At 58.9% G+C, this 25248-nt stretch carries 18 protein-coding genes and 1 tRNA gene; 7 read left to right on the plus strand and 12 right to left on the minus strand.

What is annotated here, in order from left to right; translation table 11 throughout:
• The first annotated feature begins 73 nt into the window (after window positions 1-73).
• On the plus strand, window positions 74-3934 hold the full coding sequence (locus tag FHL16_RS05735) for a hypothetical protein (protein WP_077747702.1): 3861 nt from the start codon (window positions 74-76) through the stop codon (window positions 3932-3934).
• On the opposite strand, the gene FHL16_RS05740 is transcribed toward FHL16_RS05735, so the two are convergent.
• From FHL16_RS05740 to FHL16_RS05790, 11 genes are all read right to left on the minus strand, one after another.
• Complete coding sequence (locus FHL16_RS05740; protein WP_077747703.1) at window positions 3931-5886, minus strand: acetoacetate--CoA ligase; 1956 nt, start codon at window positions 5884-5886, stop codon at window positions 3931-3933. The two genes, FHL16_RS05735 and FHL16_RS05740, sit on opposite strands and share 4 nt — an antisense overlap.
• Before the next feature lie 147 nt (window positions 5887-6033).
• The gene (gene hbdH, locus FHL16_RS05745) at window positions 6034-6807 is read right to left on the minus strand and encodes a 3-hydroxybutyrate dehydrogenase (protein WP_010460859.1); all 774 of its coding nucleotides are present in this window, start codon (window positions 6805-6807) and stop codon (window positions 6034-6036) included.
• 7 nt (window positions 6808-6814) lie between these two features.
• Window positions 6815-8206, minus strand: coding sequence for a GntP family permease (locus FHL16_RS05750; RefSeq protein ID WP_010460857.1), 1392 nt, complete (start codon window positions 8204-8206; stop codon window positions 6815-6817).
• Window positions 8207-8504: 298 nt separating this feature from the next.
• The gene (locus FHL16_RS05755; protein WP_077747704.1) at window positions 8505-9920 is read right to left on the minus strand and encodes a sigma-54 interaction domain-containing protein; all 1416 of its coding nucleotides are present in this window, start codon (window positions 9918-9920) and stop codon (window positions 8505-8507) included.
• 170 nt (window positions 9921-10090) lie between these two features.
• Window positions 10091-11665, minus strand: coding sequence for an ABC transporter ATP-binding protein (locus FHL16_RS05760; protein ID WP_077747705.1), 1575 nt, complete (start codon window positions 11663-11665; stop codon window positions 10091-10093).
• A 14-nt stretch (window positions 11666-11679) separates the two neighbouring features.
• Window positions 11680-12702, minus strand: a complete 1023-nt coding sequence (locus FHL16_RS05765) for an ABC transporter permease (RefSeq protein ID WP_010460851.1) — start codon at window positions 12700-12702, stop codon at window positions 11680-11682.
• The gene (locus FHL16_RS05770) at window positions 12702-13763 is read right to left on the minus strand and encodes a microcin C ABC transporter permease YejB (RefSeq protein ID WP_010460849.1); all 1062 of its coding nucleotides are present in this window, start codon (window positions 13761-13763) and stop codon (window positions 12702-12704) included. Before FHL16_RS05770 ends, FHL16_RS05765 begins: the two co-directional genes overlap by 1 nt.
• The gene (locus FHL16_RS05775; RefSeq protein WP_077747706.1) at window positions 13763-15631 is read right to left on the minus strand and encodes an extracellular solute-binding protein; all 1869 of its coding nucleotides are present in this window, start codon (window positions 15629-15631) and stop codon (window positions 13763-13765) included. Before FHL16_RS05775 ends, FHL16_RS05770 begins: the two co-directional genes overlap by 1 nt.
• A 135-nt stretch (window positions 15632-15766) precedes the next feature.
• Entirely contained in the window at window positions 15767-16048 is a 282-nt protein-coding gene (locus tag FHL16_RS05780; protein ID WP_007912303.1) for a peptidylprolyl isomerase, read from the minus strand.
• A gap of 82 nt (window positions 16049-16130) precedes the next feature.
• The gene (locus tag FHL16_RS05785; RefSeq protein WP_077747707.1) at window positions 16131-17012 is read right to left on the minus strand and encodes an esterase/lipase family protein; all 882 of its coding nucleotides are present in this window, start codon (window positions 17010-17012) and stop codon (window positions 16131-16133) included.
• A gap of 289 nt (window positions 17013-17301) precedes the next feature.
• Window positions 17302-18390, minus strand: coding sequence for a 3-deoxy-7-phosphoheptulonate synthase (locus FHL16_RS05790; RefSeq protein WP_077747708.1), 1089 nt, complete (start codon window positions 18388-18390; stop codon window positions 17302-17304).
• 661 nt (window positions 18391-19051) lie between these two features.
• Between FHL16_RS05790 and FHL16_RS05795 the strand changes: the two genes are divergently transcribed.
• The 6 genes from FHL16_RS05795 to FHL16_RS34345 all read left to right on the plus strand — a co-directional run bounded on the left by FHL16_RS05795 (window position 19052) and on the right by FHL16_RS34345 (window position 23282).
• The gene (locus FHL16_RS05795) at window positions 19052-19495 is read left to right on the plus strand and encodes a GNAT family N-acetyltransferase (RefSeq protein ID WP_010460839.1); all 444 of its coding nucleotides are present in this window, start codon (window positions 19052-19054) and stop codon (window positions 19493-19495) included.
• 127 nt (window positions 19496-19622) lie between these two features.
• Window positions 19623-20264, plus strand: a complete 642-nt coding sequence (gene gacA / locus FHL16_RS05800; RefSeq protein ID WP_008015884.1) for a response regulator transcription factor GacA — start codon at window positions 19623-19625, stop codon at window positions 20262-20264.
• Between the two features lie 2 nt (window positions 20265-20266).
• Window positions 20267-22090, plus strand: coding sequence for an excinuclease ABC subunit UvrC (gene uvrC, locus FHL16_RS05805; RefSeq protein WP_077747709.1), 1824 nt, complete (start codon window positions 20267-20269; stop codon window positions 22088-22090).
• A 32-nt stretch (window positions 22091-22122) separates the two neighbouring features.
• The gene (pgsA, locus tag FHL16_RS05810; RefSeq protein ID WP_010460829.1) at window positions 22123-22683 is read left to right on the plus strand and encodes a CDP-diacylglycerol--glycerol-3-phosphate 3-phosphatidyltransferase; all 561 of its coding nucleotides are present in this window, start codon (window positions 22123-22125) and stop codon (window positions 22681-22683) included.
• 63 nt (window positions 22684-22746) lie between these two features.
• A tRNA-Gly gene (locus tag FHL16_RS05815) sits at window positions 22747-22822 on the plus strand.
• A 229-nt stretch (window positions 22823-23051) separates the two neighbouring features.
• Entirely contained in the window at window positions 23052-23282 is a 231-nt protein-coding gene (locus FHL16_RS34345; protein ID WP_077747710.1) for a hypothetical protein, read from the plus strand.
• A gap of 30 nt (window positions 23283-23312) precedes the next feature.
• Here the strand turns inward: FHL16_RS34345 and FHL16_RS05825 are convergent, their stop codons facing one another.
• Entirely contained in the window at window positions 23313-25136 is a 1824-nt protein-coding gene (locus FHL16_RS05825; protein ID WP_077747711.1) for an NAD(P)/FAD-dependent oxidoreductase, read from the minus strand.
• Window positions 25137-25248 lie beyond the last annotated feature (112 nt).

Raw genomic sequence — 25248 nt, forward strand, 5'->3', positions numbered from 1 at the left:
TTAGTTAATTTTTGGTGGGTCAGGATTCACCTTCGATTAATGAATCAGTGAACTAAATACATAAGGTTGTTTTATGGTTGTTAAGTTGAAATATAAAGACTATCCGTTGTCCGGAGCCGTTTCCGAAGTCCAGCACCAGTGGTTAAGGGCCGATGCCGCTGAACGACAAGTGGTCGCGCGCTTGTTGCAAAGTGTCTTCGAGGATCAAGAGGATGAAGGGCCGTACTGTTGGCAAGGTTATGAGTTTGAGCTGGCAAAAGGTTCTTCGCTGTATGAAGTCCATATGCCGGGGCGAGTGGCATGGAATAACCTCGCCAACTACACGGTCGTAATGGACGAACTCCGTCGCCACCGTCCGGAGAATATGACGGCAACCCGTATTAACGAAAACGGCGGACTTGAGATATTCCGAAAAGAGCGGCAAGTGTGGGAAGTCGTCGACGTGAATATCGTCCAGGCGTCGCACTATTATCAAAAGCTGCTGGTTGTAGGTGATATTGCCAGGCAAGCCGGTGGATACATTTACACCGAAGATTTCGTCGATGTGGACCAATGGCTGAGGTTTCATGGCCTGACGGTTCCAACGAACGCGAGCGAAACCAGAAACCTGATCGCGCTTTTCGAGTTTGATCCTGATGTCGATGAGTTGGGGCACTATTGGGGGCAGTTGGTTACGGATGATTCATCGTTAGCCGTCTTGTCGGCTGAGCAACGGACCGCCATTCGGCAGGTTACTCAGCGTGTTACCCAGAACACCAGACTGCTGGACATGTTGTACCGCGAAACGGGACGCGCCGTTGCGACACACGATAATGCCGCCGAGCGGATCGTCGCGTTGGTCAAGCATCCGGTGGCCCAGGCCTGTGCCAGGGAGATTCTGGAAGCGTCGGACTGGTTCGGCGCACATCCCGGGCAGAACGTCTCTGCGCAAGATCTCGAGCAACTGCTGGTCACCAGCCTGTTGCTGGATCTTTATCCGTCTCTTGGTAGCACCGGGGATCGCAAGAGTCTCGGTGGTTTCGCTTTATATGCGCCGAGTAACGTAGAGCGGTCGCCGGCCGTGGTCCGCGAAGAGCTGCAAGCCTTTCTCTATACCAAGGGCTGGGTTGATCCTGCGGCGGTGCCACTGGCGTGTCATCTGCTGCTGGCGGACATTGCGCCGGAATTTCTGGTCAGGGGCGTGCCATCGTCGATGACGATGGGGTCGGTTGCCTGGGTAACCTTTTGCCATGGCGTTGCCTTGGCGGAAGCGGTCAGGAAGGGCGCGTCGCGTGTGCTGACGTATGCGCAAATCATGGCGTATGTCGAACTGGAGCCTGTCAGCGAGCCGCTGTCCCGACTGCGGGATTTGGCAATGATCGATCCGATCGTCGACTGGGCCCTGATCAACAGCGTTATCAGCGCAAGCGAGCTGACTCAAGCGGCAAAGGACACCACCGAGCGGGCCATCACCGCGTTCCAGGCATATGCGGAAAACTTCACCCATCTGGCGCGCGTCTATTCCATCCCGATGCCCAACCGCGAAACCATCGCGCGCGAAGCCTTGCAAGGAGCGGTGCCGGAGTGTGATTTTCTCGACGATAAAGTGCTCTATCAACACCCCGGCCTTTATGCGTCCTCCAACCCCATGTCCATGGTCGAGTTGCACATGTCGGCGGATCTGGAAGGTGGCCAGTGGGATTTTCCTGCGGTCTTTCCCGATAAAGTTATTTCCGGGACCCCTGATTTGTTGGCCGGTATCACCCATTACAAAAGACCAACTCAGTACGACCCCTCCGTCACTAGCCTTTATAGTCGCTTTCCAAGGTTGCGAAGCCTGCCCCCCAACAATGTCGAGTACCATCGCCAATTGCGCGATTATCACGGCCAGTTGAATAACGCGCTGGCGAGCAACATCAAGTTGGCCCTTTCACACATGCTTCCTCATGATCTGGACGTCTTTCTGAACGGAAAAATCAGCTTTTTTACCGTTCGTCTTCCGGCCACCAGAACCGAGTCTTTCTTTTCAATATCGCCGGTCCCTGTTTCAACGACTTACGAAACCCGGCAAGGTAGCGATGCTGTCAAGGGACGCTTCGGCATTGTCATGTTTGCAACTCACGCAAACACGGCGGTGTGTTATGAGTTGTTCACCTTGCGGGGTGAATTACGGAGAAACAACACGCTCGCCTCGCTGATCATCTCAACAGGCAAATTGCGAACGGCCGCGAGAATGGATTTCACCGGGGACCTGAATGCGCCGGAACGACCTGTGCCCCCCGAATGGTTGCCTCTTTCTGTTATTGAATATACCGACGGCGTTTTCGCCGGGAATGACGCCAGCAGCGACATGGCAATTATTGAAAAACTGGGCGAACTCCCCGCGCCACTGCAAGTAACGGCTCGCCAGCAGAGTACTTATATAAATGTTGGCAATCCGCAACTGGCGCGAATTGCGGCGTTCGTTGTGAACAATCATCCGTTGCGCACGTTGGACGAAATCGAGTTGATGGCCACCGTGCCGACAGCGCTTGAAACCGAACGCAAAAAAGGCGAAGAGACTGCCGATTACATCGTGAATCTGGTGGTTCCGTTCAAAAAGTGCATCGAGGATTTGTCTTCCGGAGAGCACAACAAGGTCGTAGACGGGATCTACGGTTGCGTCATGGACGCCATGGCGTTGGGCGGGGCATTCGTGGGGGCGGGCGCCAAAGCGCTGAGCATCTCGTCGAAGGCGATCTCCCTGTCGTCCAAAGGCGCCCGTCTGACCAAACTGGCCTTTGTCACCTCCATTTCCCTCTTCAACCCCGTGGATGATGTGCCAACGGTGTTTTATGGTGCCGGCAAACTCATCCATAAGGGCGCGTTACGTTTCAGCAGTCAGGCTGAAGCGCTTCTTGGACTGGCGAAGTCCCAGTTGGGCAGACTCCATGGCAGCCACAAATCCTATGACCTGCTCCGCGCCGCCAGTCACGTCCACACCGGACAGGGTAGCTGGCGGCCACGTGGTGCAGTGGGTGAGACCCTGTCAGTGGTGGCCGCGCGCAACCAACTCCAATGGTATGCCCTCGACCGCCTGGGCAAAGCCTGGGGGCCCAAACTGGAGCACTTTGCCTACATGGCGCCTGTCGCCTTGCCGCGCCCAACCAAGACATTGCCTGTCAGTTACACCCGACAGTTCATTGAACAAAGTCTGCCGCGAGCCCGGACTAAAATTGAAAACGCAATCAATGCCTTGATCCACCGTGACTTTGAGGCGCAGCGCACTCTGGTCGCGAGGCTGCTGATGGGAAGCGATTCGAATGAAGCAATCAATCAGTTATTGAATTATTTGAGAGCGGTAAGGGCGGACTTCGCGGGCGTTTCCATCAGTAACTTCGTCCTTGATCCACTCAAGGACACCCACCACATTGCCGCTTTCGACACGAACGCTTACCAGCAGTGGAAAGGTGCAACCGGGCAATCCGACGCGAAGTTCGTTGAAATCTACACCGTCAATCTCAACCGTCACTTCATCGGCCAGGGTTTCAACCTTGACGTCGTCGCAGACGACTTGATCCATGAGCTGTTTCACGGACCTGCGCAGATCGGTGATGTCGCCTATGCCCGCGACGCCGGCAACGTTGGCGGTGGGCAGTCGCTGGACGTGGCGTCGCTGTTGAACCTGGCCTCCGGACAGCTTGCGGTGACAGATGGAGGCAATGCCCGTCACGCCCGTGCCAAAGCCTTTGAAAACGCCGACTCACTGGCGGTGGTCACTTCGCTGCTGAGCCAGTTGTACACCGACGAAGGCGGGTTTGACCGCAACATGTCCCTCCTGCGGAGCACGCTGGAAGCAAACCCCGAACGTGCGATTGTCGATCCGGTGCTGATCACGCTGAACAAACCCGTGACTGCGCAGAGGTTTGCACAGGGCACGGCAGCCCCGGCCCGAGCGTTCGATCGAACCGTTTAAAAAGCCAGTTCCGGCCGATCCCGAAATTGCTCCAGCGCCTCGGGATTGGCCAACGCATCGGTGTTCTTCACCTTCTGCCCATGCACCACGTTCCGCACCGCCAGCTCGACGACCTTGCCGCTGATGGTCCGTGGGATATCGGTCACCGCGACAATCTTCGCCGGTACATGCCGGGGTGTGGTGTTGGCGCGGATGACCTGGCGGATCTGCTGCTGCAAGGCTTCATCCAGTTCGACGCCGTCGCGCAACTTCACGAACAGCACCACCCGCACGTCATCCTGCCATTGCTGACCAATGGCCACGCTGTCCAGCACCTGTGGGACCTTCTCCACCTGACGATAGATTTCCGCGGTACCGATGCGCACGCCGCCAGGGTTGAGCACCGCGTCCGAGCGGCCGTGGATCATCATCGCGCCGTGGGGCAGCTGTTCGGCGTAATCGCCCTGTGCCCAGACGCCGGGGAACTGGCTGAAATATGAAGCGTGCAGCTTCTCTTGCTGCGGGTCGTTCCAGAAGCCAATGGGCATCGCCGGGAAGTGCCGGGTGCAGACCAGTTCACCTTTCTCGCCGATCACCGGCTTGCCGTCGTCATTCCAGACTTCGACCGCCATACCCAGGCTTTTGCCCTGGATTTCGCCGCGACGCACGGGCTCAAAAGGATTGCTGTTCACAAAGCACGAAACGATGTCGGTACCACCGGACATCGAGGCCAGGCACAGGTCGCTCTTGAGGTCGCGATACACGTAGTCGTAACTCTGCGGCGACAGCGCAGAACCGGTGCAAAGCAGGGTTTTCAGGCTGCTCAGGTCATGGCTTTCGCGCGGTTTGATCCCATGGGTTTCCAGGGTGGCGAGAAATTTTGGACTGGTGCCGAAGACGCTGATGCGTTCATCGTCGATCAGGTCGATCAAACGCCGGGGGTCCGGATGGAACGGCGAGCCGTCGTACAGCACCACTGCACTGCCCACGGCCAGGGCCGAGACCAGCCAGTTCCACATCATCCATCCGCATGTCGTGTAGTAAAACAAACGGTCGCCGGGGCCGAGATCGCAATGCAGGCCGTGTTCCTTGACGTGTTGCAGCATCACGCCGCCGGTGCTGTGGACGATGCATTTCGGCACGCCGGTGGTGCCGCTGGAGTAGAGGATGTACAGCGGATGGGCGAACGGCACGGGGACGAAATCCGGCTCGCCACCGATGTCGTAAAAATCATCCCACAGCGTCACGTTGGCTCGGGTGTGGAACTGTTCGATGCGTGCCTGTGGTCGGGCATAGGGCACCAGGATCAACTGTTGCAAGGATGGCAGGCGTTCGAGGATTTCATTGACCTTGGCGGTCTGATCGATGTCCTTGCCGGCGTAGCGATAACCGGCGCAGGTGATGAGCACTTTTGGTTCGATCTGGCCGAAGCGGTCGATGACGCCCTGGGTGCCGAAGTCCGGTGATGAGCAGGACCAGATCGCCCCCAGGCTGGTGGTGCCGAGCATGGCCACCAGAGTTTGCCAGGTATTGGGCATGCACGCGGCGACACGGTCGCCGAGGCCGACGCCAGCGGCTTTCAGACTGTTTTGAAAACCGGCGACATGCTCGGCGAGTTCCGCCCAGGTCAGGTGTTCACGCTGGCCGTTCTCGCCAATCGCAATGATCGCCACGGCATCGTCGCGACGGCGCAGCAGGTGCTCGGCGAAATTCAGGGTGGCGCCTGGGAACCACTCGGCGCTGGGCATTTGCGCGCCTTCCACCAGCACTGCGTCCGGCTGATCGTGGAAACGGATGTCGAAGAAGTCGACGATCGCCTGCCAGAAAGCTACGCGCTGATCGATGGACCATTGGTGCAGGGCGGGGTAGTCGTCGAGGTGAATGTGGTGCCGTTTAATGATGAAGCGCCGAAAGGCCTCCATGCGGGTTTTGCTGATGCGCTCGGCGCTGGGTTGCCAGAGGATGTCGGACATGGCTTGCCTCTTCTTCTATTTTCAGATTCATTCGCGGGCAGCCTCGCTCCTACAGGTTTTGCGTCGAGCCACAAATCCGGCTGCAACCACAAAACCTGTGGGAGCGAGGCTTGCCCGCGAAGAACGATAACGCGGTTTACTGCCGAATTACTGCGCCAACCACCCACCATCAATATTCCACGCCGCGCCGCGCACCTGGCTTCCGGCCTCACTGCACAAGAACAACACCAGTTCGCCCAATTGCGGCGGGGTGACGAATTCCAGCGACGGCTGCTTCTCCGCGAGCAAATCATGCTGCGCCTGTTGCGGCTCGATCCCGGTCGCTATGCGAGCATCAATCTGCTTCTGCACCAGCGGCGTCAATACCCAGCCCGGGCAAATGGCGTTGCAGGTCACATTGGTCGTTGCCGTTTCCAGCCCGACGACCTTGGTCAAGCCGATCACGCCATGTTTGGCCGCGACATAGGCGGCTTTACCCACCGAGCCCACCTGGCCATGCACCGAGGCAATGTTGATGATCCGCCCCCAACCTTTGGTGCGCATGCCCGGCAGGCTCAAGCGGGTGCTGTGAAACACCGACGACAGGTTGATCGCAATGATCGAGTCCCAACGTTCCACGGGAAAGTCTTCTACCGCCGCTACGTGCTGGATACCGGCGTTGTTCACCAGGATGTCGACGCCGCCGAACTCACGCTCGGCATAAGCAATCATGTCGGCAATCTGCACCGGGTCGCTGACGTCGGCCGGGTGATGGCCGACCTTGCCACCGAACTGCTCGACCTCGGCAATCACCTTGGACGCATCGCCGAAACCGTTGAGAATCAGATTGGCGCCAGCCTTGGCCAGGCTCAGGGCAATGCCCAGGCCGATGCCGCTGGTGGAACCGGTGACCAGTGCAGTCTTGCCCGAAAGAGTCGTCATGAATACCTCACACAATGCCAGTGGCGTAGAAAGTACCGATCACCACAAAAACCGCCAGGGTCTTGATCAGCGTAATACAGAAAATATCTTTGTAGGCTTCACGGTGGGTCAGGCCGGTGACCGCCAGCAGGGTAATCACTGCGCCGTTGTGCGGCAGGGTGTCCATGCCACCACTGGCCATCGCAGCCACTCGGTGCAGCACTTCCAACGGAATGTTGGCAGCGTGGGCCGCAGCGATGAAGTCATTGGCCATGGCCGCCAGCGCAATGCTCATGCCGCCCGACGCCGAACCGGTGATACCGGCGAGCAGGGTTACGGTAATCGCTTCGTTGACCAACGGGTTGGGAATGCTCTTGAGCCAGTCGGCCAATACCAGGAAGCCCGGCAAGGAAGCGATCACCGCACCAAAACCGTACTCCGACGCGGTGTTCATCGCCGCCAGCAATGAACCGCTGACTGCACTTCGACTGCCCTCGGCCAACTTGCCGCGAATCGCCTGGAAGCCGAACACCAGCACCATGATGATGCCGACCAGCAAGGCCGCTTGCACCGCCCAGATCGCCGTGAGCTTGGCGATTTCGGTGGTGACCGGCGCGGCCATGCCCGGCAGCGCGAGGCTGTGGGTCTTGCCATACCACTGCGGAATCCACTGGGTAAACAGCAGGTTCATGATGCCGACGGCCAGCAACGGCGACAGGGCAATCCATGGATTCGGCAGTTTGATGTCGGCCGCGGTTTCCGGCTCGTTGCGCAGTTCGGTGCCATAACCTTCACCGGCGGCCTGCGCCTTGTTGCGCTGGCGTTGGAGAAACAGCATGCCGGCGCAGACTACGAAGATCGCGCCGATCACGCCCAGCCACGGCGCCGCCCACGCGGTGGTGTTGAAGAAGGTGCTGGGGATGATGTTCTGGATCTGTGGGGTGCCGGGCAAGGCGTCCATGGTGAACGAAAACGCGCCGAGGGCGATGGTCGCCGGGATCAAGCGCTTGGGGATGTTGCTCTGGCGGAACATTTCAGCGGCAAACGGGTAGACCGCGAACACCACCACAAACAGCGACACGCCGCCGTAAGTCAGCAGGGCGCAGACCAACACGATCACCAACATCGCCTGACGTGTACCGAGCAACCGAATCGCTGCCGCGACGATGGAGCGTGAGAATCCCGACAGCTCAATCAGCTTGCCGAACACCGCGCCGAGCAGGAACACCGGGAAATACAGTTTGATGAAGCCGACCATTTTTTCCATGAACACCCCGGTGAAGGCAGGGGCGACGGCGGAAGGGTCGGTGAGCAAGACGGCGCCGAGGGCGGCAATCGGGGCGAAGAGAATAACGCTGTAGCCACGGTAAGCAGCCAGCATCAGCAGCGCGAGGGCTGCCAAGGCAATGATCACACTCATGGTGTGTCTCCTGGTTTGTTATTTTTGTAGGGTGGAACTATTGTGGGAGAGGGCTTTAGCGAGATTCGTGCCATTTATTTAAGGCATTGAAATATAAGGATATTTATTTATTTGTAAGGTGATTCTGAATGATTTGTCTCTTATTCGAGATTTTTTTGCGGCTGTGAGAGTGCCTTCGCGGGCAAGCCTCGCTCCTGCATGATTTGCGGTCGTGCGCACAAACAAGAGCGCTTTGGTCCCGTAGAACCGAGGATTGCCCGCGAAGAGGCCCTATCTACCAATAGAGATCAATGTCTCTTTATGGAGACTCGGCAATCCCTAGCGCCACCATCTTCTTATACAAAGTAGACCGCCCCAGCCCCAGGCGCGCCGCCGCTTCAATCACCTTGCCCCCGCATTGCGCCAGGGCAGATTCAATCAATTGCCGGTCAAACCGCTCCCGCGCCTCACTGAACGTCTCATGCGCAACGGCCTCAACGACCCTCGGCGCCACACGCGTCACCGGTGTGAACGTCCCGATTGCCGCGCGGATGTCCCCTGCATTCAGCACCAGGTCATCACTGAGCAGCGCCGCGCGTTCCAGCACGTTGCGCAGCTCACGGATATTGCCCGGCCAGGCGTGATGCGCCAGCAGGTCCAAGGCTTCGGTGTTCAGCTCATGCTGGCTGCGAAGTTCCTCAAGGATCGCTTCACTGAGCGCTGGCAAGTCATCAAGACGATCGCGCAGAGGCGGCACGTTGATCGGCAGCACGTTGAGCCGGTAATACAAATCGGCGCGAAATTCGCCGCGCTTGATCGCCGCTTCCAGGTCCATGGAGGTCGCTGCGATCACTCGCACATCACTCTGGATGACCTCATTGGAACCGACCGGCTCGAATTCCTTTTCCTGCAAAACGCGCAGCAACTTGCTTTGCAGCGGCAGCGGCATGTCGCCGATTTCATCGAGAAACAGCGTGCCGCCCTGGGCGATCTGCAACTTGCCGGCCCGGCCTTTGCGATCGGCGCCAGTGAAGGCGCCCGGCGCGGTGCCAAAGAATTCGGCTTCGAGCAACGACTCGGGAATCGCTGCGCTGTTGATGCTGACGAAGGCTTTGTGCGCGCGGGGTGAAGCGCCGTGGATCGCCTGGGCCAGCAGCTCCTTGCCGGTGCCGGTTTCGCCGAGCAACAGCACCGGTGACTCGGCACTGGCACTGCGCCGGGCGCGGCGTTTGACTTCCAGGCTGGCGGCGCTGGTCCCGATGAAGTGGGCGAAGTTGTATTTGGTCTGCCGCGACCGCAGCAACGAGCGGGTAGAGGCCAGTTCTTCCTGCATGCTCAGGTAGCGTTTGAGCATCGGAGACAGGCTGTGCAATTCGTCGAACAGCGCAAAACCAATGGCGCCGATGACGGCGCCCGCGTCGTCGTGGATCGGCAAGCGCATGACCACCAGGGGTTCTTTCGGCGTGTCCTGCATATCCAGCAAAATCGGGCGACCGGTGCGAACCACCTCACGTAACAAGCTGCCCGGTATCACGCTTTCGCACGCTTTGCCGATGGCCACTTCGGCTGATTCCAGGCCGAAGCGGCGGGCATAGCGCTCGTTCATCCAGACGATATTCGCGTCGCGGTCGACAATCACCGTGCCCTCGCTGGATTGCTCGATGATCTCGAACAGCGAACGGATCGCCAGCAGGCGAACGCGCTGGTAGTCCTTGAGGCTTTCGGTGGTGTTCATGGGTTTCATGTCCAGAATGTGTGTTGTCTTGGCGGGCCTCTTCGCGGGCAAGCCTCGCTCCTGCAGGGTTTGTGTCGAGCCACAAATTCAGCGATAACCACAAAACCTGTGGGAGCGAGGCTTGCCCGCGAAGGCCGCGACGCGGTTCATCGATGTGGACGCGATTATGCCTACCGCGTATGCGCCGCCGCCAACAGCTCTTTGGTGTACGGATGCTGCGGCGAATCGAATACGTCGTGGCTGGCACCGCTTTCCACCACTTTGCCGTCCTTGATCACGATCATGTCGTGGGCCAGGGCACGCACCACCGCCAGATCATGACTGATGAACAGGTAGGTCAGGCCGTGTTTTTCCTGAAGTTGGCGGAGCAGGGCGACCACTTGTTTCTGCACGGTGCGATCCAGTGCCGAGGTCGGTTCATCGAGCAGAATCAGCGCCGGTTTCAGCACCAGCGCCCGGGCAATGGCGATGCGCTGACGCTGGCCACCGGAGAACTCGTGGGGATAGCGATCACGGCTTTGCGGGTCGAGGCCGACTTCTTCCAGTGCACGAATCACTTCGGCTTTGCATTCATCAGCGGTCAATTGGCTATGCACTTCAAGCCCTTCGCTGATGATCTGCGCCACGGACATGCGTGGATTGAGACTGCCGAAGGGGTCCTGGAACACCACCTGCATCTTCTTGCGCCATGGCCGCAACTGCTTTTGCGTCAGACCGTCCAGTGCCTCGCCCTGAAAGCGAATGCTGCCTTCGGAATCGAGCAAACGCAGAATCGCCTGGCCCAGGGTCGATTTGCCCGAACCGGACTCGCCCACGATGCCCAGGGTCTTGCCGCGCTGAATGTTGAGGCTGATGCCGTCCACCGCGTTCAGATACGTCTTGCGCTGGAACAAGCCGCCACCAAGGGCAAACTGCACGCGCAGGTTGTCCACTTCCAAAACGTTCTCGCGCTCGTCCCGGGGCAGGGCTTCGCCTTCCGGTTCGGCGTTCAGCAGCACGCAACTGTAGGGATGTTTCGGTTCGGTGAAGATCGTTTCGCAGGTGGCCTCTTCGACGATTTCCCCGGCCTTCATCACGCACACACGCTGAGCGATGCTGCGCACCAGATTGAGGTCGTGGCTGATCAACAGCAGCGACATGCCGAGACGCTGTTGCAGGGACTTGAGCAGAATCAGAATCTTGCGCTGCACTGTCACGTCCAGCGCCGTGGTGGGTTCGTCGGCGATCAGCAACTGCGGCTCGCACGCCAGGGCCATGGCGATCATCACCCGTTGCCGCTGGCCACCGGAGAGCTGATGGGGATAGGCCTTGAGCCGCTCTTTGGGTTTCTGGATGCCGACCAGTTGCAGCAACTCCAGAATCCGCGCTTGCGCCGCGTTGCCCGTCAGGCCTTTGTGCACCAGCAGGGTTTCGCCGATCTGCTTTTCGATGCTGTGCAACGGGTTGAGCGAGGTCATCGGTTCCTGGAAGATCATCGCGATCCGGTTGCCGCGTAGCTCACGCAACACCTGGGGCGTGGCACCGAGCAACTCCTTGCCGCGATAGCGAATGCTGCCCGTGGTCCGGGTGCCGGTCTCGGGCAGCAGTTGCAGGATCGAGTGGGCGGTCACCGATTTGCCGGAGCCCGATTCGCCGACCAATGCCAGGCATTCGCCGGGATGGATGTCCAGGCACAGATTGCGCACCACCGTCTGGCCATTGAAGGCCACGCTGAGGTCACGGATTTCGATCAGGTTGGTACTCATATCTACAGTCCGCGTCAGGATCGGGGATCAAAGGCATCGCGCAACGCCTCGCCGATAAACACCAATAAGGAAAGAATCAGCGCCAGGGTGAAAAACGCCGTCAGCCCCAGCCACGGCGCTTGCAGGTTCTGCTTGCCTTGCCCGATCAGCTCGCCCAGCGATGCGCTGCCGGCCGGCATGCCGAAGCCGAGAAAATCCAGGGCCGTGAGGGTGGAGATGGCGCCGGTGAGAATGAACGGCAGGTAGCTCAAGGTCGCGTTCATGGCGTTGGGCAGGATATGCCGGACAATCACTTTTCGATCCGTGAGGCCCAGCGCCCGGGCGGCTTTGACGTATTCCAGATTGCGCCCGCGCAGGAACTCGGCGCGCACCACGTCGACCAGCGCCAGCCAGGAAAACAGCGCCATGATCCCCAGCAGCCACCAGAAATTCGGTTCGACGAACCCCGACAGAATGATCAGCAAGTACAGCACTGGCAGACCGGACCAGACCTCCAGCAAGCGTTGACCCAGCAGGTCGACCCAGCCGCCGTAATAGCCTTGCAAAGCGCCGGCGGCGATGCCGATCAAGGCGCTGACGAAGGTCAGCATCAACGCAAACAGGATCGACACCCGTGCGCCGAAAATCACCCGGGCCATGACGTCCCGGGACTGGTCGTCGGTGCCCAGCCAGTTGACGCTGGAGGGCGGGCTCGGCGCCGGTGTATTGAGTTCATAGTTGGGCGTGTCATCGCTGAACGGGATCGGCGGGAACAGCATCCAGCCGCCGTCCTTGTGAATCAGCTTTTGCACGTAGTCGCTGCGATAGTCAGCCTGGAATGGCAGTTGCCCGCCGAACTCCTGCTCGGTGTGGCGCTTGAATACCGGGAAGTACCACTGGCCCTGATAACTGACCACCAGCGGTTTGTCGTTGGCGATCAACTCACCGCCCAAGGTCAGCAGAAACAGGCCAATGAACAGCCACAGCGACCACCAGCCCCGACGGTTTTTCTTGAAGCGTTCAAAGCGGCGACGGCCTAACGGCGAGAGCTTGAACATCAGGCGTTCCTCGCGGCGAAGTCGATACGCGGGTCGACCAGGGTGTAGCAGAGGTCGCCGATCAGTTTTATCAAAAGCCCGAACAGCGTGAAGATAAACAGCGAGCCAAACACCACCGGATAGTCCCGCGACACAGCAGCCTCATAGCTCATGCGCCCCAGGCCATCGAGGGAGAAAATCACTTCGATCAGCAGCGACCCGGCGAAGAACACGCTGATGAACGCCTGGGGAATCCCCGACACCACCAGCAACATCGCATTGCGGAACACATGGCCGTACAGCACGCGTCGTTCGCTCAAGCCTTTGGCCCGTGCGGTGACCACATACTGGCGCGTGATTTCATTGAGGAACGAGTTCTTGGTTAGGATCGTCAGCGTGGCGAAACCGCCGATCACCAACGCCGTCACCGGCAGCACCAAGTGCCAGAAATAGTCGGCGATCTTGCCCACGGTCGACAGCGATTCGAAGTTGTCCGACACCAGTCCGCGCACCGGGAACCAGTTCAGCGAGGTGCCACCGGCGAAGACCACGATCAGGAACATCGCGAACAGGAACGCCGGCATCGCGTAACCGATGATGATTGCCGTGCTGCTCCAGATGTCGAAATGGCTGCCATGATGCACAGCCTTGCGGATGCCCAGCGGAATCGACACCAGGTACGTGATCAGCGTCGCCCATAGCCCGAGGGAAATGGTTACCGGCATTTTTTCCAGGATCAGGTCGGTGACGGTGGCGCCGCGGAAGAAGCTCTTGCCAAAGTCCAGGCGCGCGTAGCTGGTGAGCATCAGCCACAGGCGTTCGTGTGCGGGCTTGTCGAAGCCGTACTGCTTTTCGATGTCCTTGATCAATTGCGGGTCGAGACCGCGACTAGCCCGGGAGGTGCCGGACATGGTCTCCCCGGAGCCGCCGCCGACACTGGCGCCACCGATGCCTTGCAAATGCGCGATGGCCTGCTCCACCGGACCGCCCGGCGCAGCCTGGACGATGACGAAGTTGACCAGAAGAATGATCACCAGCGTCGGGATGATCAGCAGCAGACGCCGCAGTATGTAAGCCCACATCAATGCGGGCCTCCGGGTGTGCCACGGCGGATTTTTTCCGCCGTCATCTGCTGGTTGGTCAGCGGCGTGGTGCTCACTTCCCACCAGCTTTCGATGGCTTCGTCATTACTGGCCTGCTCGTTGGGCATGCCGAACCGGTTCCACCACACCGTTGAAGTGCCCGGCGGGTAATAGTTGGGAATCCAGTAGTAGTTCCATTGCAGCACCCGGTCCAGTGCGTGGGCGTAACGCAGCATTTCGGGCTGGGTGTTGGCGCGGACCAGGCCGTTGATCAGGGTGTCGACCGCCGGGTTCTTCAGCACCATGTAGTTGTTGGCGCCGGGGTCGTTGGCCGAGACCGAGCCGAAGTAGTTGAACAGCTCGCCACCCGGTGAAGTGGTGACCGGGTAGCCGGTGACGATCATGTCGTAATCGCGGCTCATCAGGCGATTCACATACTGGGACGCGTCGATGCGGCGGATGTTCAGGTCGATGCCGATCTGTTTCAAGGTGCGCTTGTATGGCAGGAGCAATCGGTCCATGCCGTTTTGGCTGACCAGAAAAGTGAAACTCAGCGGCGTGCCCTCGGCGTTGACCAGTTGGTCGCCGTCGGGTTTCCAGCCGGCCTGCTCGAGCAAGTCCAGCGCTTGCAATTGTTTGTCGCGAATCAGACCGCTGCCATCGGTTTTCGGCGCTTCGAAGACCTGGGTGAAGACTTCGTCGGGAATCTGCCCACGCAGCGGTTCGAGAATGGCCAGCTCGCCGGCGTCCGGCAGTTTGCGGGCGGCGAGGTCGGTGTTGGAAAAGAAGCTTTGCTGGCGGATGTACAGGTCGCGCATCATCTGCCGATTGCTCCACTCGAAATCCCAGAGCATGGCCAGGGCCTGGCGCACTCGGCGGTCCTGGAATATCGGTTTTTGCAGGTTGAAGACAAAACCCTGGGCCGATTGCGGGGCTTCTGTGGCCAGATGTGCTTTTTGCAGGCGACCGTCGCTCAGGGCCGGGCTTTCGTAGCCGATGGAGTAACCGGTCGCGGAGAATTCGCGGTTGTAGTCATAGGCGCCGCCACGCAGGACCTGGCGTGCGACGTCGGTATCGCCGAAGTACTCGATGCTGAAATGATCGAAGTTGTAGAGGCCGCGGCTGACCGGCAAATCCTTGCCCCACCAGGTGGCGTTGCGCTCGAAGGTGATGCTGCGGCCGGAGTCGACCTTGCCCACCTTATAAGGGCCGCTGCCCAATGGCGCCTCATAACCACCGCCATTGGCGAAGTCACGGGTCTTCCACCAGTGTTCGGGAAATACCGGCAACGTGGCGATGTCGAGGGGCAAGGTACGGTTTTCGTTGCTTTTGAAGTCGAACCGGACCGTTAGCGGCGCTTCGACTTCGACGCCTTTGACGTCGGCGAACTGGGTGCGATAGCGCAGGCTGCCTTGGGTCATCAGCAGGTCGAAGGTGTAGCGCACGTCCTGGGCGGTGATCGGTGTGCCGTCGGCGAAACGCGCCTTCGGATTCAAATAGAAGCGCAGCGACATACCGTCGTCGGAGCGCTCCATTTTCTGTGCCACCAGACCGTACACGGTATAGGGTTCGTCCAGCGAACGCTGGGCCAGGGGCGAGTAGAGCAAGCCGTCGATCTGCGTGACGCCAATGCCTTTGTCGATGTACGGCAATATATGGTCGAAATGCCCGATCTCGATGGCCGAGCGACGCATCGTGCCGCCCTTGGGGGCTTGCGGGTTGGCGTAGGCGAAATGACTGAAGCCGGCGGGGTACTTCGCCGGTTCGCCGTACACGGTCAACGCATGTTGCGGTGCAGCATTCACACCGACGGCACTCAACAGCAGGGCCATGGCAGTGAACAACAAAGTGGGGAAAGCCAGTCGCATTGTCAGCCTTAGAGCCGGGTGGTCGATAACCGCAATTTGTACGCTAGCGGCGCGTCCCTCGCCAGCCGTATTACGTATCCGAAACACAACGGCCCGCCAAAAGGCGGGCCGCTGTGCAGAATATCAGAGTGCTGATCAGTCCTGACGGCTGGTCACTTCCAGCAGGTGGTAACCGAACTGGGTCTTGACCGGGCCTTGCACCACGTTGATAGGTGCGCTGAAGACGACGGTGTCGAACTCCTTGACCATCTGTCCTGGACCGAACGAGCCGAGGTCGCCGCCCTGGCGGCTGGATGGGCAAGTGGAGTTGGCTTTGGCAACTTCGGCGAAATCAGCGCCGCCTTCGATCTGGGCCTTGAGTTCGTTGCACTTGTCTTCCGAGCTAACCAGGATGTGACGGGCAGTGGCTTTAGCCATGGAAAATTCTCCTTTCAATGTTCAGTAAAGTGCGGAGCCTACCGGATTCAGTGGCCTATTTCTCGACAAAGTTCCGGACAGATTATAGGCCGGCATTTCTCAGGCGCTCGGCATGCTGCACGTACAAGGCAATCGGATCGATGCCCTTGCGCAGCGGGCCGGCGGTTTGACAGAGGCTGTCCAGATGATCCAGCGGATAGTCGGAACGGATGACTTTGCCTAAATGGGAGCTGTAGCGGCCCACCATGCCGTCATTTTGCTCTGCCTCGGTGGTGAAGTAGCGAGAGAAGGCCTGGAGGAAACCGTGCAGCGGACTGACCGCCCCCAACCCTTTATCGAGAAGGTCACCCTGCATTGTGCCGCTCCAGGAGTAATAACGCACGCCGTTCACCAGTTCGCGCCCCTTGCCGCCCCAGGTTTTCGGCAGTCCTTGCGGGTATTTGTCGTTGAACGCGCCCACACCTTCGGTGGTCAAGGCGTTGAGCGCGGCGATGGCGTTCTGCGGCAAATGCTGATGACCGCTGAGCAACGACAGAAAATCAGCAAACAGCGTGGCAACCGTGGCCGCCACGTGTTCCGGCAGGCGTCCCGGTGTGAGGGCCTTGCGCAGGAAATCGGCCAGTTCCGAGCCGTGGTTCGGGCCGCTGACCGAAGTCACCGACGCGACGATCTCTGGCGCGATGGCGGCGGCGTAACGTGCCGCGAGGGCACCCTGACTGTGACCGATCAGGTTGACCTGGTGGGCGCCGGTTCCTTCCAGCACCCGTTCGATCTGTGCCAACAGTTGGTCACCGCGCACTTCGTTGCTTTGGGTAGCCGAGAGGTGGGGGATGAACACTCTTGCACCGGCACTTCTGAGGGCCTGCTTGACGTCATGGAAGAGTTCGACTTTGCCAATGCGATCAAAGCCGAAGAGGCCGTGGATCAACAGGATTGGATACTGAGTAGTTGCATTCCGTAGCATGTTCATTCCTTTTTCGCGATGGTTCAGAGAGGTGAATATGGGCTCACTCTAAAGCACACCAGCGGCTCGGCGATGTATGAGGAATCCGCTGTAAGTTGATGAAAAAGGTATAGAAAACGTAGGAAAGTTCGAAAGAGCCTGAGGTCCCGTTCGGAATATTTGGACATCTTTTTGTCGCTCGCCGAGCGCATCAATGCAACGGCCTACTGTGTCAACGCCGTTTACCTGTCAACCGATTCGCTTTTCAGACGCCCAGCCCTCGAATCGAGGGCTGGAAGGTCGGCGGTGGTTATGCCGGTCGCTGAACGCCGTTCTGTGCCCGCAGCCGGTCGACGGCCTGTCGCAACAGGTGTTCCGTTCCGGTCCAGCCGAGGCAGCCATCAGTCACCGATACGCCGTAGCGGAGCGATGGGCTCAAGGGCTGGCAGCCTTCGAACAAATGGCTCTCGATCATCATGCCGATCAGCGATTGATCGCCTTGCAGGCGTTGCTCAAGCACATCGTTGAATACGGCGGGCTGACGAGCCGGGTCTTTGCCGCTGTTGGCGTGGCTGCAGTCGACCATGATCCGTGCGGGGATCTTGAGTCGGGTCAAGTCGCTGTTCACTTGGGCGACGCTGTCGCGATCGTAGTTCGGCCCGCGATGACCGCCGCGCAACACCAGATGGGTGTCGGGATTGCCAGGGGTTTGAATGATCGCAGGATGCCCCTGGCTGTCGACACCGAAATGACGATGCGGGTGGGCGGCCGAACGCATGGCATCGCTGGCAACGGCCACGCCGCCATCGGTGCCGTTCTTGAATCCGACGGGCATGCTCAGGCCGCTGGCCATTTCCCGGTGGATTTGCGACTCGGTGGTGCGGGCACCGATGGCGACCCAGCTCAGCAGATCGTCGAAGTAACCGGCCGCCATCGGTTGCAACAGTTCGGTGGCAATTGGCAAGCCGAGGTGCAGCATCTCGCGCATCAGTTCACGGGACAGGGTCAAGCCGCCGGCCATGTCATCGCTGCCGTCAAGCTGCGGGTCGTAGGCCAGGCCTTTCCAGCCGACCGTGGTGCGGGGCTTTTCGACGTAGGCGCGCATTACCAGCAACAGCTGGTCGCTGACTTCGGCGGCGAGGCGAGCGAGGTTGGTGGCGTATTCGAGGGCGGACTGGGGATCGTGAATCGAGCAAGGGCCGACGATGACCAGCAGACGGGAATCTTCACCGTTGAGGATCGCGCGGACCGCGTCGCGGTGGGCGGCGACTTGCCGGGTCAGGGCGTTGTTGAGGGGCAGTTGCTGCTTGAGTTGCAACGAGCTGGGCAGACGCAGGGTCAGCGCTTCATTGGCGGGACTCAAGGTGGACAGCGGCAGAGCAGAAACGGACGAGTTCATATTCAGGCTTCCTGGGCTGGCGGCGGGTTCGTTCCCGCGCGCTCGGCCCTACTGGGGTGTTCGACAATTGGCCGGATTGGCTGCGTGTGTGTGCTTGCCACCTGTGGGTGACCGATCGGAGGCGGCAGGCTGTCCCGAGCGGAGGCTGCTAAATCGCCAGGCGGAAAAACTGTCGTAACGGTAATAAGTGGCGTAGTTCATTTCGTAAATCCTCTGGTTGTCTGGTGTGTCGCAAAAAAATCAGGGGCTGAAAAAACAAAACCCCCGGTCGGGAAGCCGACCGGGGGTTGAGAATTCTCTGGTGGCGACCCGTTTAAAGTGGGCGCCGTGTGGGTATCAGGCGCGCCAGTGGCTAAACCAATACCCAAAATAAAAGCTGACCGGAGCACAAACGTCAGTCGCCCGGGCAGCCGTAACCGAGCGCGAGGCGCTGGCGGTACGAAGCTGTGAGAGGGCGTTGAACATGGTCTGTCTCCGATGAATGCCCCGAGCTTACTAGAGGCTGGTGCGCGGTTTCAATCAGAAAATGCTATCGATGACCGATCACCTTTTCTATCGCTTGAGTGGTCGAGGTTTGTGACACACTTTGGGCGTCGCTCACGAGTGATGTCACAAGGGCGAACCATGACGACACTGATCGTTGGCACCTGCGGAGGTTTTAATGGCTTTTGACTGGCGCCCGGCAACATCCGGAGACCTTGATTTCGCTCGCGAACTGACCTGTCGCAACATGCTCCGCTATTACATTCAAAATGACCTGCTCTGGCAGGACGAGGCGTTCGATGTCGCCTGGGCCGGGCGCGAGAACTGGTTGATTGTCCGGGACGATGTCTTGCTGGGTTATGTGAGCCTCAGTCGCGACTCCAGGGCTTTGTATATCCGCGAATTGCACGTGCTGGAAGCGTTTCAGGGGCAGGGTGCCGGTTCCTGGGCGATCGATCAGGTATTGGCCATGGCGTGCAAGGAACGGCGTCCAGCATTACGCCTGACAGTTTTTGAAACGAATCCGGCCAAAGCGCTGTACGAGAGAAAAGGACTGAAGGTAGCCGGCCAAGACGAGTGTTTCCTGAGAATGCAGCGTGATCTCGATGAGCTGTATCGCTGAAACACGCTAGCGACAAGCCTTTCAAGATGTATTGAAACTTTTTATATAGCGCTTGCCGCTAGGTCTGCCAGTCGCTTTTTGCTAAGGTGTCCGGCAACCCAATAAGACCATATCGCGAGGTGTCTGCTTGATTAGGGTGCTAGTAGTCGATGACCATGATCTCGTTCGTACAGGCATTACACGAATGCTGGCTGACATCGATGGCCTGCAAGTAGTCGGCCAGGCTGAGTCGGGGGAGGAATCCCTGCTTAAAGCGCGTGAGTTGAAACCCGATGTGGTGCTGATGGACGTCAAGATGCCCGGGATCGGCGGTCTTGAAGCCACGCGCAAGTTATTGCGCAGTCATCCGGACATCAAAGTCGTCGCGGTCACCGTGTGCGAGGAAGATCCATTTCCTACGCGGCTGCTGCAGGCCGGTGCCGCCGGTTATCTGACCAAGGGCGCCGGGTTGCCGGAAATGGTCCAGGCCATTCGCCTGGTGTTTGCCGGGCAACGCTACATCAGCCCGCAGATTGCGCAGCAACTGGCGATCAAATCCTTTCAGCCCACCAACGATTCGCCCTTCGACGCGCTGTCGGAACGCGAGATCCAGATCGCATTGATGATTGTCGGCTGTCAGAAAGTCCAGATCATTTCCGACAAGCTCTGCCTGTCGCCCAAAACGGTCAACACTTACCGTTACCGCATTTTCGAGAAGCTCTCGATCAGCAGTGATGTCGAGCTGACGCTGTTGGCGGTGCGTCACGGCATGGTCGATGCCAGCCTCTGAAAATGACCGAAGTCTTTGATCCAGGCGCTTTTCTGTCGACCGTCAGTGGGCGCCCCGGCGTCTACCGCATGTTCGACAGCGATGCTCGCCTTCTGTATGTCGGCAAAGCCAAGAACCTGAAAAATCGCCTGTCGAGCTACTTCCGCAAATCCGGTCTCGCGCCCAAGACGGCGGCGCTGGTCGCCCGTATCGCCCAGGTCGAAACCACCATCACGGCCAACGAAACGGAAGCCTTGCTGCTTGAGCAGACGCTGATCAAGGAGTGGCGTCCGCCGTATAACATCCTGCTGCGCGATGACAAATCCTACCCTTACGTCTTTCTTTCGGATGGCCAGTTTCCTCGTCTGAGCATTCATCGCGGTGCGAAAAAGGCCAAGGGCAAGTATTTCGGTCCATATCCCAGCGCGGGCGCGATTCGCGAAAGCTTGAGCTTGCTGCAAAAAACGTTTTTTGTTCGCCAGTGCGAAGACAGCTATTACAAGAACCGCACGCGCCCTTGTCTGCAATACCAGATCAAGCGCTGCAAGGCCCCGTGTGTCGGGCTGGTAGAGCCCGAAGTGTATGCCGAGGACGTTCGCCACTCAGTGATGTTCCTTGAAGGCCGCAGCAATGCGCTGACCGACGAGTTGTCCGCGGGCATGGAAGAGGCGGCGATCAACCTCGAGTTCGAGCGCGCCGCCGAGTTGCGTGACCAGATTTCTCTGCTGCGTCGAGTCCAGGATCAGCAAAGCATGGAAGGCGGAACCGGCGATATCGATGTGATCGCTGCGTTCGTCAATCCGGGTGGTGCCTGTGTTCACCTGATCAGCGTGCGCGGTGGGCGGGTGTTGGGCAGCAAGAACTTCTTCCCTCAGGTCGGCATCGACGAGGACGTTTCCGAGGTCATGGCTGCTTTTCTCGGCCAGTACTTCATTACCAGTCCTGAGCGCGACCTGCCGAGCGAACTGATCGTCAACGTGGTTCACGAAGACTTTCCGACCCTCATTGTGGCCATCGAAGAGCTGCGCGGTCGCGAGTTGACCATCAGCCATCGGGTACGGGGTACGCGAGCACGCTGGCAACAATTGGCGGTCACCAATGCCGAGCAGGCGTTGGGCGCGAGGCTGGCCAACCGTCAACACGTCGCCGCGCGTTTCGATGCCCTGGCAGAAGTCTTGAACCTGGACGAGCCGCCACAGCGCCTGGAGTGCTACGACATCAGCCACTCCAGCGGCGAAGCCACCGTGGCGTCGTGCGTGGTGTTCGGTCCGGAAGGCCCGATCAAGTCCGACTATCGTCGTTACAACATCGAAGGCGTCACCCCGGGCGACGACTATGCAGCCATGCACCAGGCCCTGACGCGGCGCTTCAGTAAACTGAAGGACGGGGAGGGCAAGTTGCCGGACATTCTGCTGGTGGACGGCGGCAAGGGTCAGCTGTCGATGGCCCGCGACGTGCTCAATGAGCTGGCGGTGCCTGACCTGATTCTGCTGGGCGTGGCCAAGGGGGCGACGCGCAAGGCCGGTTTTGAAACCCTGTACCTCAACGACGCAGCTCACGAATTTACCTTGCGCGGTGATTCCCCCGCGCTGCATCTGATTCAACAGATACGCGATGAAGCCCACCGTTTCGCCATTACCGGGCACCGGGCCCGCCGTGGTAAAACCCGGCGCACCTCGACACTTGAGGGCGTTGCAGGCGTCGGACCGACACGCCGCCGAGATTTGTTAAAACATTTTGGTGGATTGCAGGAGCTGTCTCGTGCCAGCATCGAAGAGATCGCCAAAGCACCCGGGATCAGTAAAAAGCTCGCAGAGTTGATTTATGCAAATCTACACAGCGAGTAGAATGCCACCTCACCTCGTAGCCAGTTGTGCCGATGAATATCCCTAATCTGATTACCGTTCTACGCGTCCTGCTCATCCCGATCTTCATTTTACTGTTCTACCTGCCGTACCAATGGAGCTACATGGCCTCCGCTTCGGTCTTCGCATTTGCCGCCGCCACAGACTGGCTGGACGGTTATCTGGCCCGTCGTCTGGAGCAAAGCACACCATTCGGGGCGTTCCTTGACCCCGTGGCTGACAAGCTGATGGTGGCCGTTGCGCTGGTGTTGCTGGTGCAAGAACACGGCAACCTGTGGCTCACGCTGCCGGCGGCCGTCATCATCGGTCGCGAAATTGTCGTCTCGGCACTTCGCGAGTGGATGGCCGAACTCGGTGCACGGGCTCACGTTGCCGTGTCGAACCTGGGCAAATGGAAAACCGCCGCGCAAATGCTGGCGCTGGTGATCCTGCTGGCCAATCCATCGGACTTTACCTTCTGGGTCTTGATCGGTTATGCCTTGCTGCTGGTATCTGCCGGCCTGACATTGTGGTCCATGGTCCAATACCTGCGGGCTGCCTGGCCGCATCTGAAGACCGACGTGGAAAAGAAATAAAACTTTTTTGAATCAAAGGGTTGACGGGGCTTCTGGATTCTATAGAATGCGCCACACCAAGACGCGGGAATAGCTCAGTTGGTAGAGCACGACCTTGCCAAGGTCGGGGTCGCGAGTTCGAGTCTCGTTTCCCGCTCCAGATGTTGTTTTGCAGAGCTCCATTGAGCTCTGCAAATCTAGAAAATAGAGGCTTCGGCCTCTTTTTTCGTTCCGGCGAATTCTACCGAAATCTACCTGCAGCCACGAATTTTAAGTACATCAATGAGTACATTGAAATCCGGGCTTTGCTGATAGCCGTTTCCAGATAGATGACGCATCGCCGGACCCGTACATCTCTCCTCAATCGAACGAGACGAGGAGATGTATTCATGCCTTTGACTGATACCGCCGTTCGTAACGCCAAACTCTACGGAAAAAACTATACCCTCAAGGATATGGATGGGTTGTACTGTTTGTTACCGGATTGGTATGTGGATCTAGGTGTCGTTTCGGTGTACTTCTCGTCCCGAAAAGCTTTGCCGGCCAAAACACGAGTGTTCGTGGATTTTCTGCTGGAGCATTTTCAAGGATCGCTCAGCCAGCGTTTCCGTGCCGATTGAGCGCCCAACCTCGGTTGGGCGCCTTCTGACTCAGCCAGTGTGATGACTCTTTGCAAGGCCGTAGATGGATGTGTCGATGCCTTCGAAGCGCGCCTTTAACTGCAACGCCAGATACAGCGAATAATGCCGTGACTGGTGCAGGTTGCCACCGTGGAACCAGAGGTTTTCCTGCTGTGTGGGCTTCCACATGTTGCGCAGTTCGCCCTCATACGGACCAGGATCATTCGTGGTTCCAGACCCCAGTCCCCAGCAACGGCCGACCTTGTCAGCGACTTCCTGGGAAATCAGCTTCGCCGCCCACCCATTCATTGAGCCATAGCCCGTGGCGTAGACGATCAGATCTGCAGGTAGGCGGCTGCCATCGTTGAGGACGACGGCATCTGCTTCGATGCGTTCGACACCCAGGCCTGGCGCGCTTTTGAGCTTGATCGTGCCGTTAGCGATGAGTTCGCAGGCGCCGACGTCGATGTAGTAACCAGAACCACGGCGGACGTACTTCATGAAAAGGCCAGATTCGTCATCACCGAAATCGAGCATGAAGCCGGCCTTGGTCAAACCCTCGTAGAAGTCCTTGTCACGCTCCTTGATCGCCTCAAAGATGGGTTGATGAAAGTTTGGCATCACTTTGTAGGGGATAGAGGCGAACAGCATGTCGGCCTTGTCGGTGGTCAAACCCGACTCCAAGGCATCTTCGGAGTAGAGCCCGCCGAAGACCAGCTCCATCAAGCTGTCGGAGCGTACGATGTGGGTGCTGGAGCGCTGCACCATGGTCACCTCGACACCGTTCTCCACAAGGTCGGCGCAGATATCGTGAGCAGAGTTGTTGGCACCGATGACAACCGCGCGCTTGCCGCGCCAGGCGTCCCCGCCTGGGTGGCGGCTGGAATGGTGCTGCTGGCCATTGAAAATCTCAGCACCCGGGTAAACAGGAACGTTGGGGACGCCAGACATGCCAGTGGCGAGGATCAACTGGGTGGGCTGTAAAGTCACACGCTCGCCATCGCGCTGCACTTCAACCTTCCAGGTGCCACTTTGCTCGTCAAAGTTGGCACTCACGCATTCGGTACGCGGCCAATAATTGAGCTCCATGACTTTGGTGTACATTTCCAGCCAGTCTCCAATCTGGTCTTTTGGGGTGAAGACTGGCCAGTGATCGGGGAAGGGCAGGTAAGGCATATGGTCGTACCAGACAGGGTCGTGCAGGCACAGCGACTTGTAGCGACCGCGCCACTGATCTCCAGGACGCTCGGCTTTGTCGACGATCAGAGTTGGCACGCCCATTCGCTTGAGCCGCGCAGCGAGCCCCAGCCCACCTTGGCCGCCACCAACGATCAGGCAGTAAGGTTGGGTGGTAATGCCTAGCGAAGCTTCTTCATCTTGGCGACGCTCTAACCAGTTGCGTTTGTCGGCGTGGGTGTGACCATGACTTGCACCCATTGGACGACGGCGGCCACTGGGTTCTTCAAAGCCTTTGAGCTCGCGCATGGCTGTCAACAGCGTCCAGCACACACCGTCTTTTAGGCGAACGTAGCCTTTACCTCGCGCCGCTTCGGTTTCCAGGCTGATCCAACCTTCGAGCACACCGTCATTCAGCGTCGCTTCACCTTCCAGTTTCCATCGCTCAGGACGAGTCTGGTCGAGGCGTGCTTCGAGCATGTCTCGGATGGCAGGCTTGCCTTCGAGGGTCACCAGGTTCCAGCTGAAAAGTAGCAGGTCACGCCAGTGACACTCTTCGGCAAACAGTTCCAGTACGCCGTCCACATCACGTTGGGCGAGACGCTCGCCGAGGTTTTCGACCCAAGCCGCGAGTTGAGCAGTTGGCGTGTGCAGAGGTGTTTCAAAAGCGATGTTCATGGGGCTTCTCCGATCTTGTTGTTTTTGTACAACTTGCCCCTGAGCAAGGCTCGGGCCACCTTCGCGAAAGCCCCATTGCAGAGCGGCTGCTGCGGTGTTGCTCAGGCTTGGA

The organism is Pseudomonas sp. FSL W5-0299 (assembly GCF_005930655.1).
Taxonomy (GTDB): domain Bacteria; phylum Pseudomonadota; class Gammaproteobacteria; order Pseudomonadales; family Pseudomonadaceae; genus Aquipseudomonas; species Aquipseudomonas mandelii.

What these genes read in the sequence shown, in the direction of transcription:
- FHL16_RS05735 (WP_077747702.1), top strand. Translation starts at nt 74, where the DNA reads ATGGTTGTTAAGTTGAAATATAAAGACTATCCGTTGTCCGGAGCCGTT.
- FHL16_RS05740 (WP_077747703.1), bottom strand. Translation starts at nt 5,886, where the DNA reads ATGTCCGACATCCTCTGGCAACCCAGCGCCGAGCGCATCAGCAAAACC.
- hbdH (WP_010460859.1), bottom strand. Translation starts at nt 6,807, where the DNA reads ATGACGACTCTTTCGGGCAAGACTGCACTGGTCACCGGTTCCACCAGC.
- FHL16_RS05750 (WP_010460857.1), bottom strand. Translation starts at nt 8,206, where the DNA reads ATGAGTGTGATCATTGCCTTGGCAGCCCTCGCGCTGCTGATGCTGGCT.
- FHL16_RS05755 (WP_077747704.1), bottom strand. Translation starts at nt 9,920, where the DNA reads ATGAACACCACCGAAAGCCTCAAGGACTACCAGCGCGTTCGCCTGCTG.
- FHL16_RS05760 (WP_077747705.1), bottom strand. Translation starts at nt 11,665, where the DNA reads ATGAGTACCAACCTGATCGAAATCCGTGACCTCAGCGTGGCCTTCAAT.
- FHL16_RS05765 (WP_010460851.1), bottom strand. Translation starts at nt 12,702, where the DNA reads ATGTTCAAGCTCTCGCCGTTAGGCCGTCGCCGCTTTGAACGCTTCAAG.
- FHL16_RS05770 (WP_010460849.1), bottom strand. Translation starts at nt 13,763, where the DNA reads ATGTGGGCTTACATACTGCGGCGTCTGCTGCTGATCATCCCGACGCTG.
- FHL16_RS05775 (WP_077747706.1), bottom strand. Translation starts at nt 15,631, where the DNA reads ATGCGACTGGCTTTCCCCACTTTGTTGTTCACTGCCATGGCCCTGCTG.
- FHL16_RS05780 (WP_007912303.1), bottom strand. Translation starts at nt 16,048, where the DNA reads ATGGCTAAAGCCACTGCCCGTCACATCCTGGTTAGCTCGGAAGACAAG.
- FHL16_RS05785 (WP_077747707.1), bottom strand. Translation starts at nt 17,012, where the DNA reads ATGCTACGGAATGCAACTACTCAGTATCCAATCCTGTTGATCCACGGC.
- FHL16_RS05790 (WP_077747708.1), bottom strand. Translation starts at nt 18,390, where the DNA reads ATGAACTCGTCCGTTTCTGCTCTGCCGCTGTCCACCTTGAGTCCCGCC.
- FHL16_RS05795 (WP_010460839.1), top strand. Translation starts at nt 19,052, where the DNA reads ATGGCTTTTGACTGGCGCCCGGCAACATCCGGAGACCTTGATTTCGCT.
- uvrC (WP_077747709.1), top strand. Translation starts at nt 20,267, where the DNA reads ATGACCGAAGTCTTTGATCCAGGCGCTTTTCTGTCGACCGTCAGTGGG.
- pgsA (WP_010460829.1), top strand. Translation starts at nt 22,123, where the DNA reads ATGAATATCCCTAATCTGATTACCGTTCTACGCGTCCTGCTCATCCCG.
- FHL16_RS34345 (WP_077747710.1), top strand. Translation starts at nt 23,052, where the DNA reads ATGCCTTTGACTGATACCGCCGTTCGTAACGCCAAACTCTACGGAAAA.
- FHL16_RS05825 (WP_077747711.1), bottom strand. Translation starts at nt 25,136, where the DNA reads ATGAACATCGCTTTTGAAACACCTCTGCACACGCCAACTGCTCAACTC.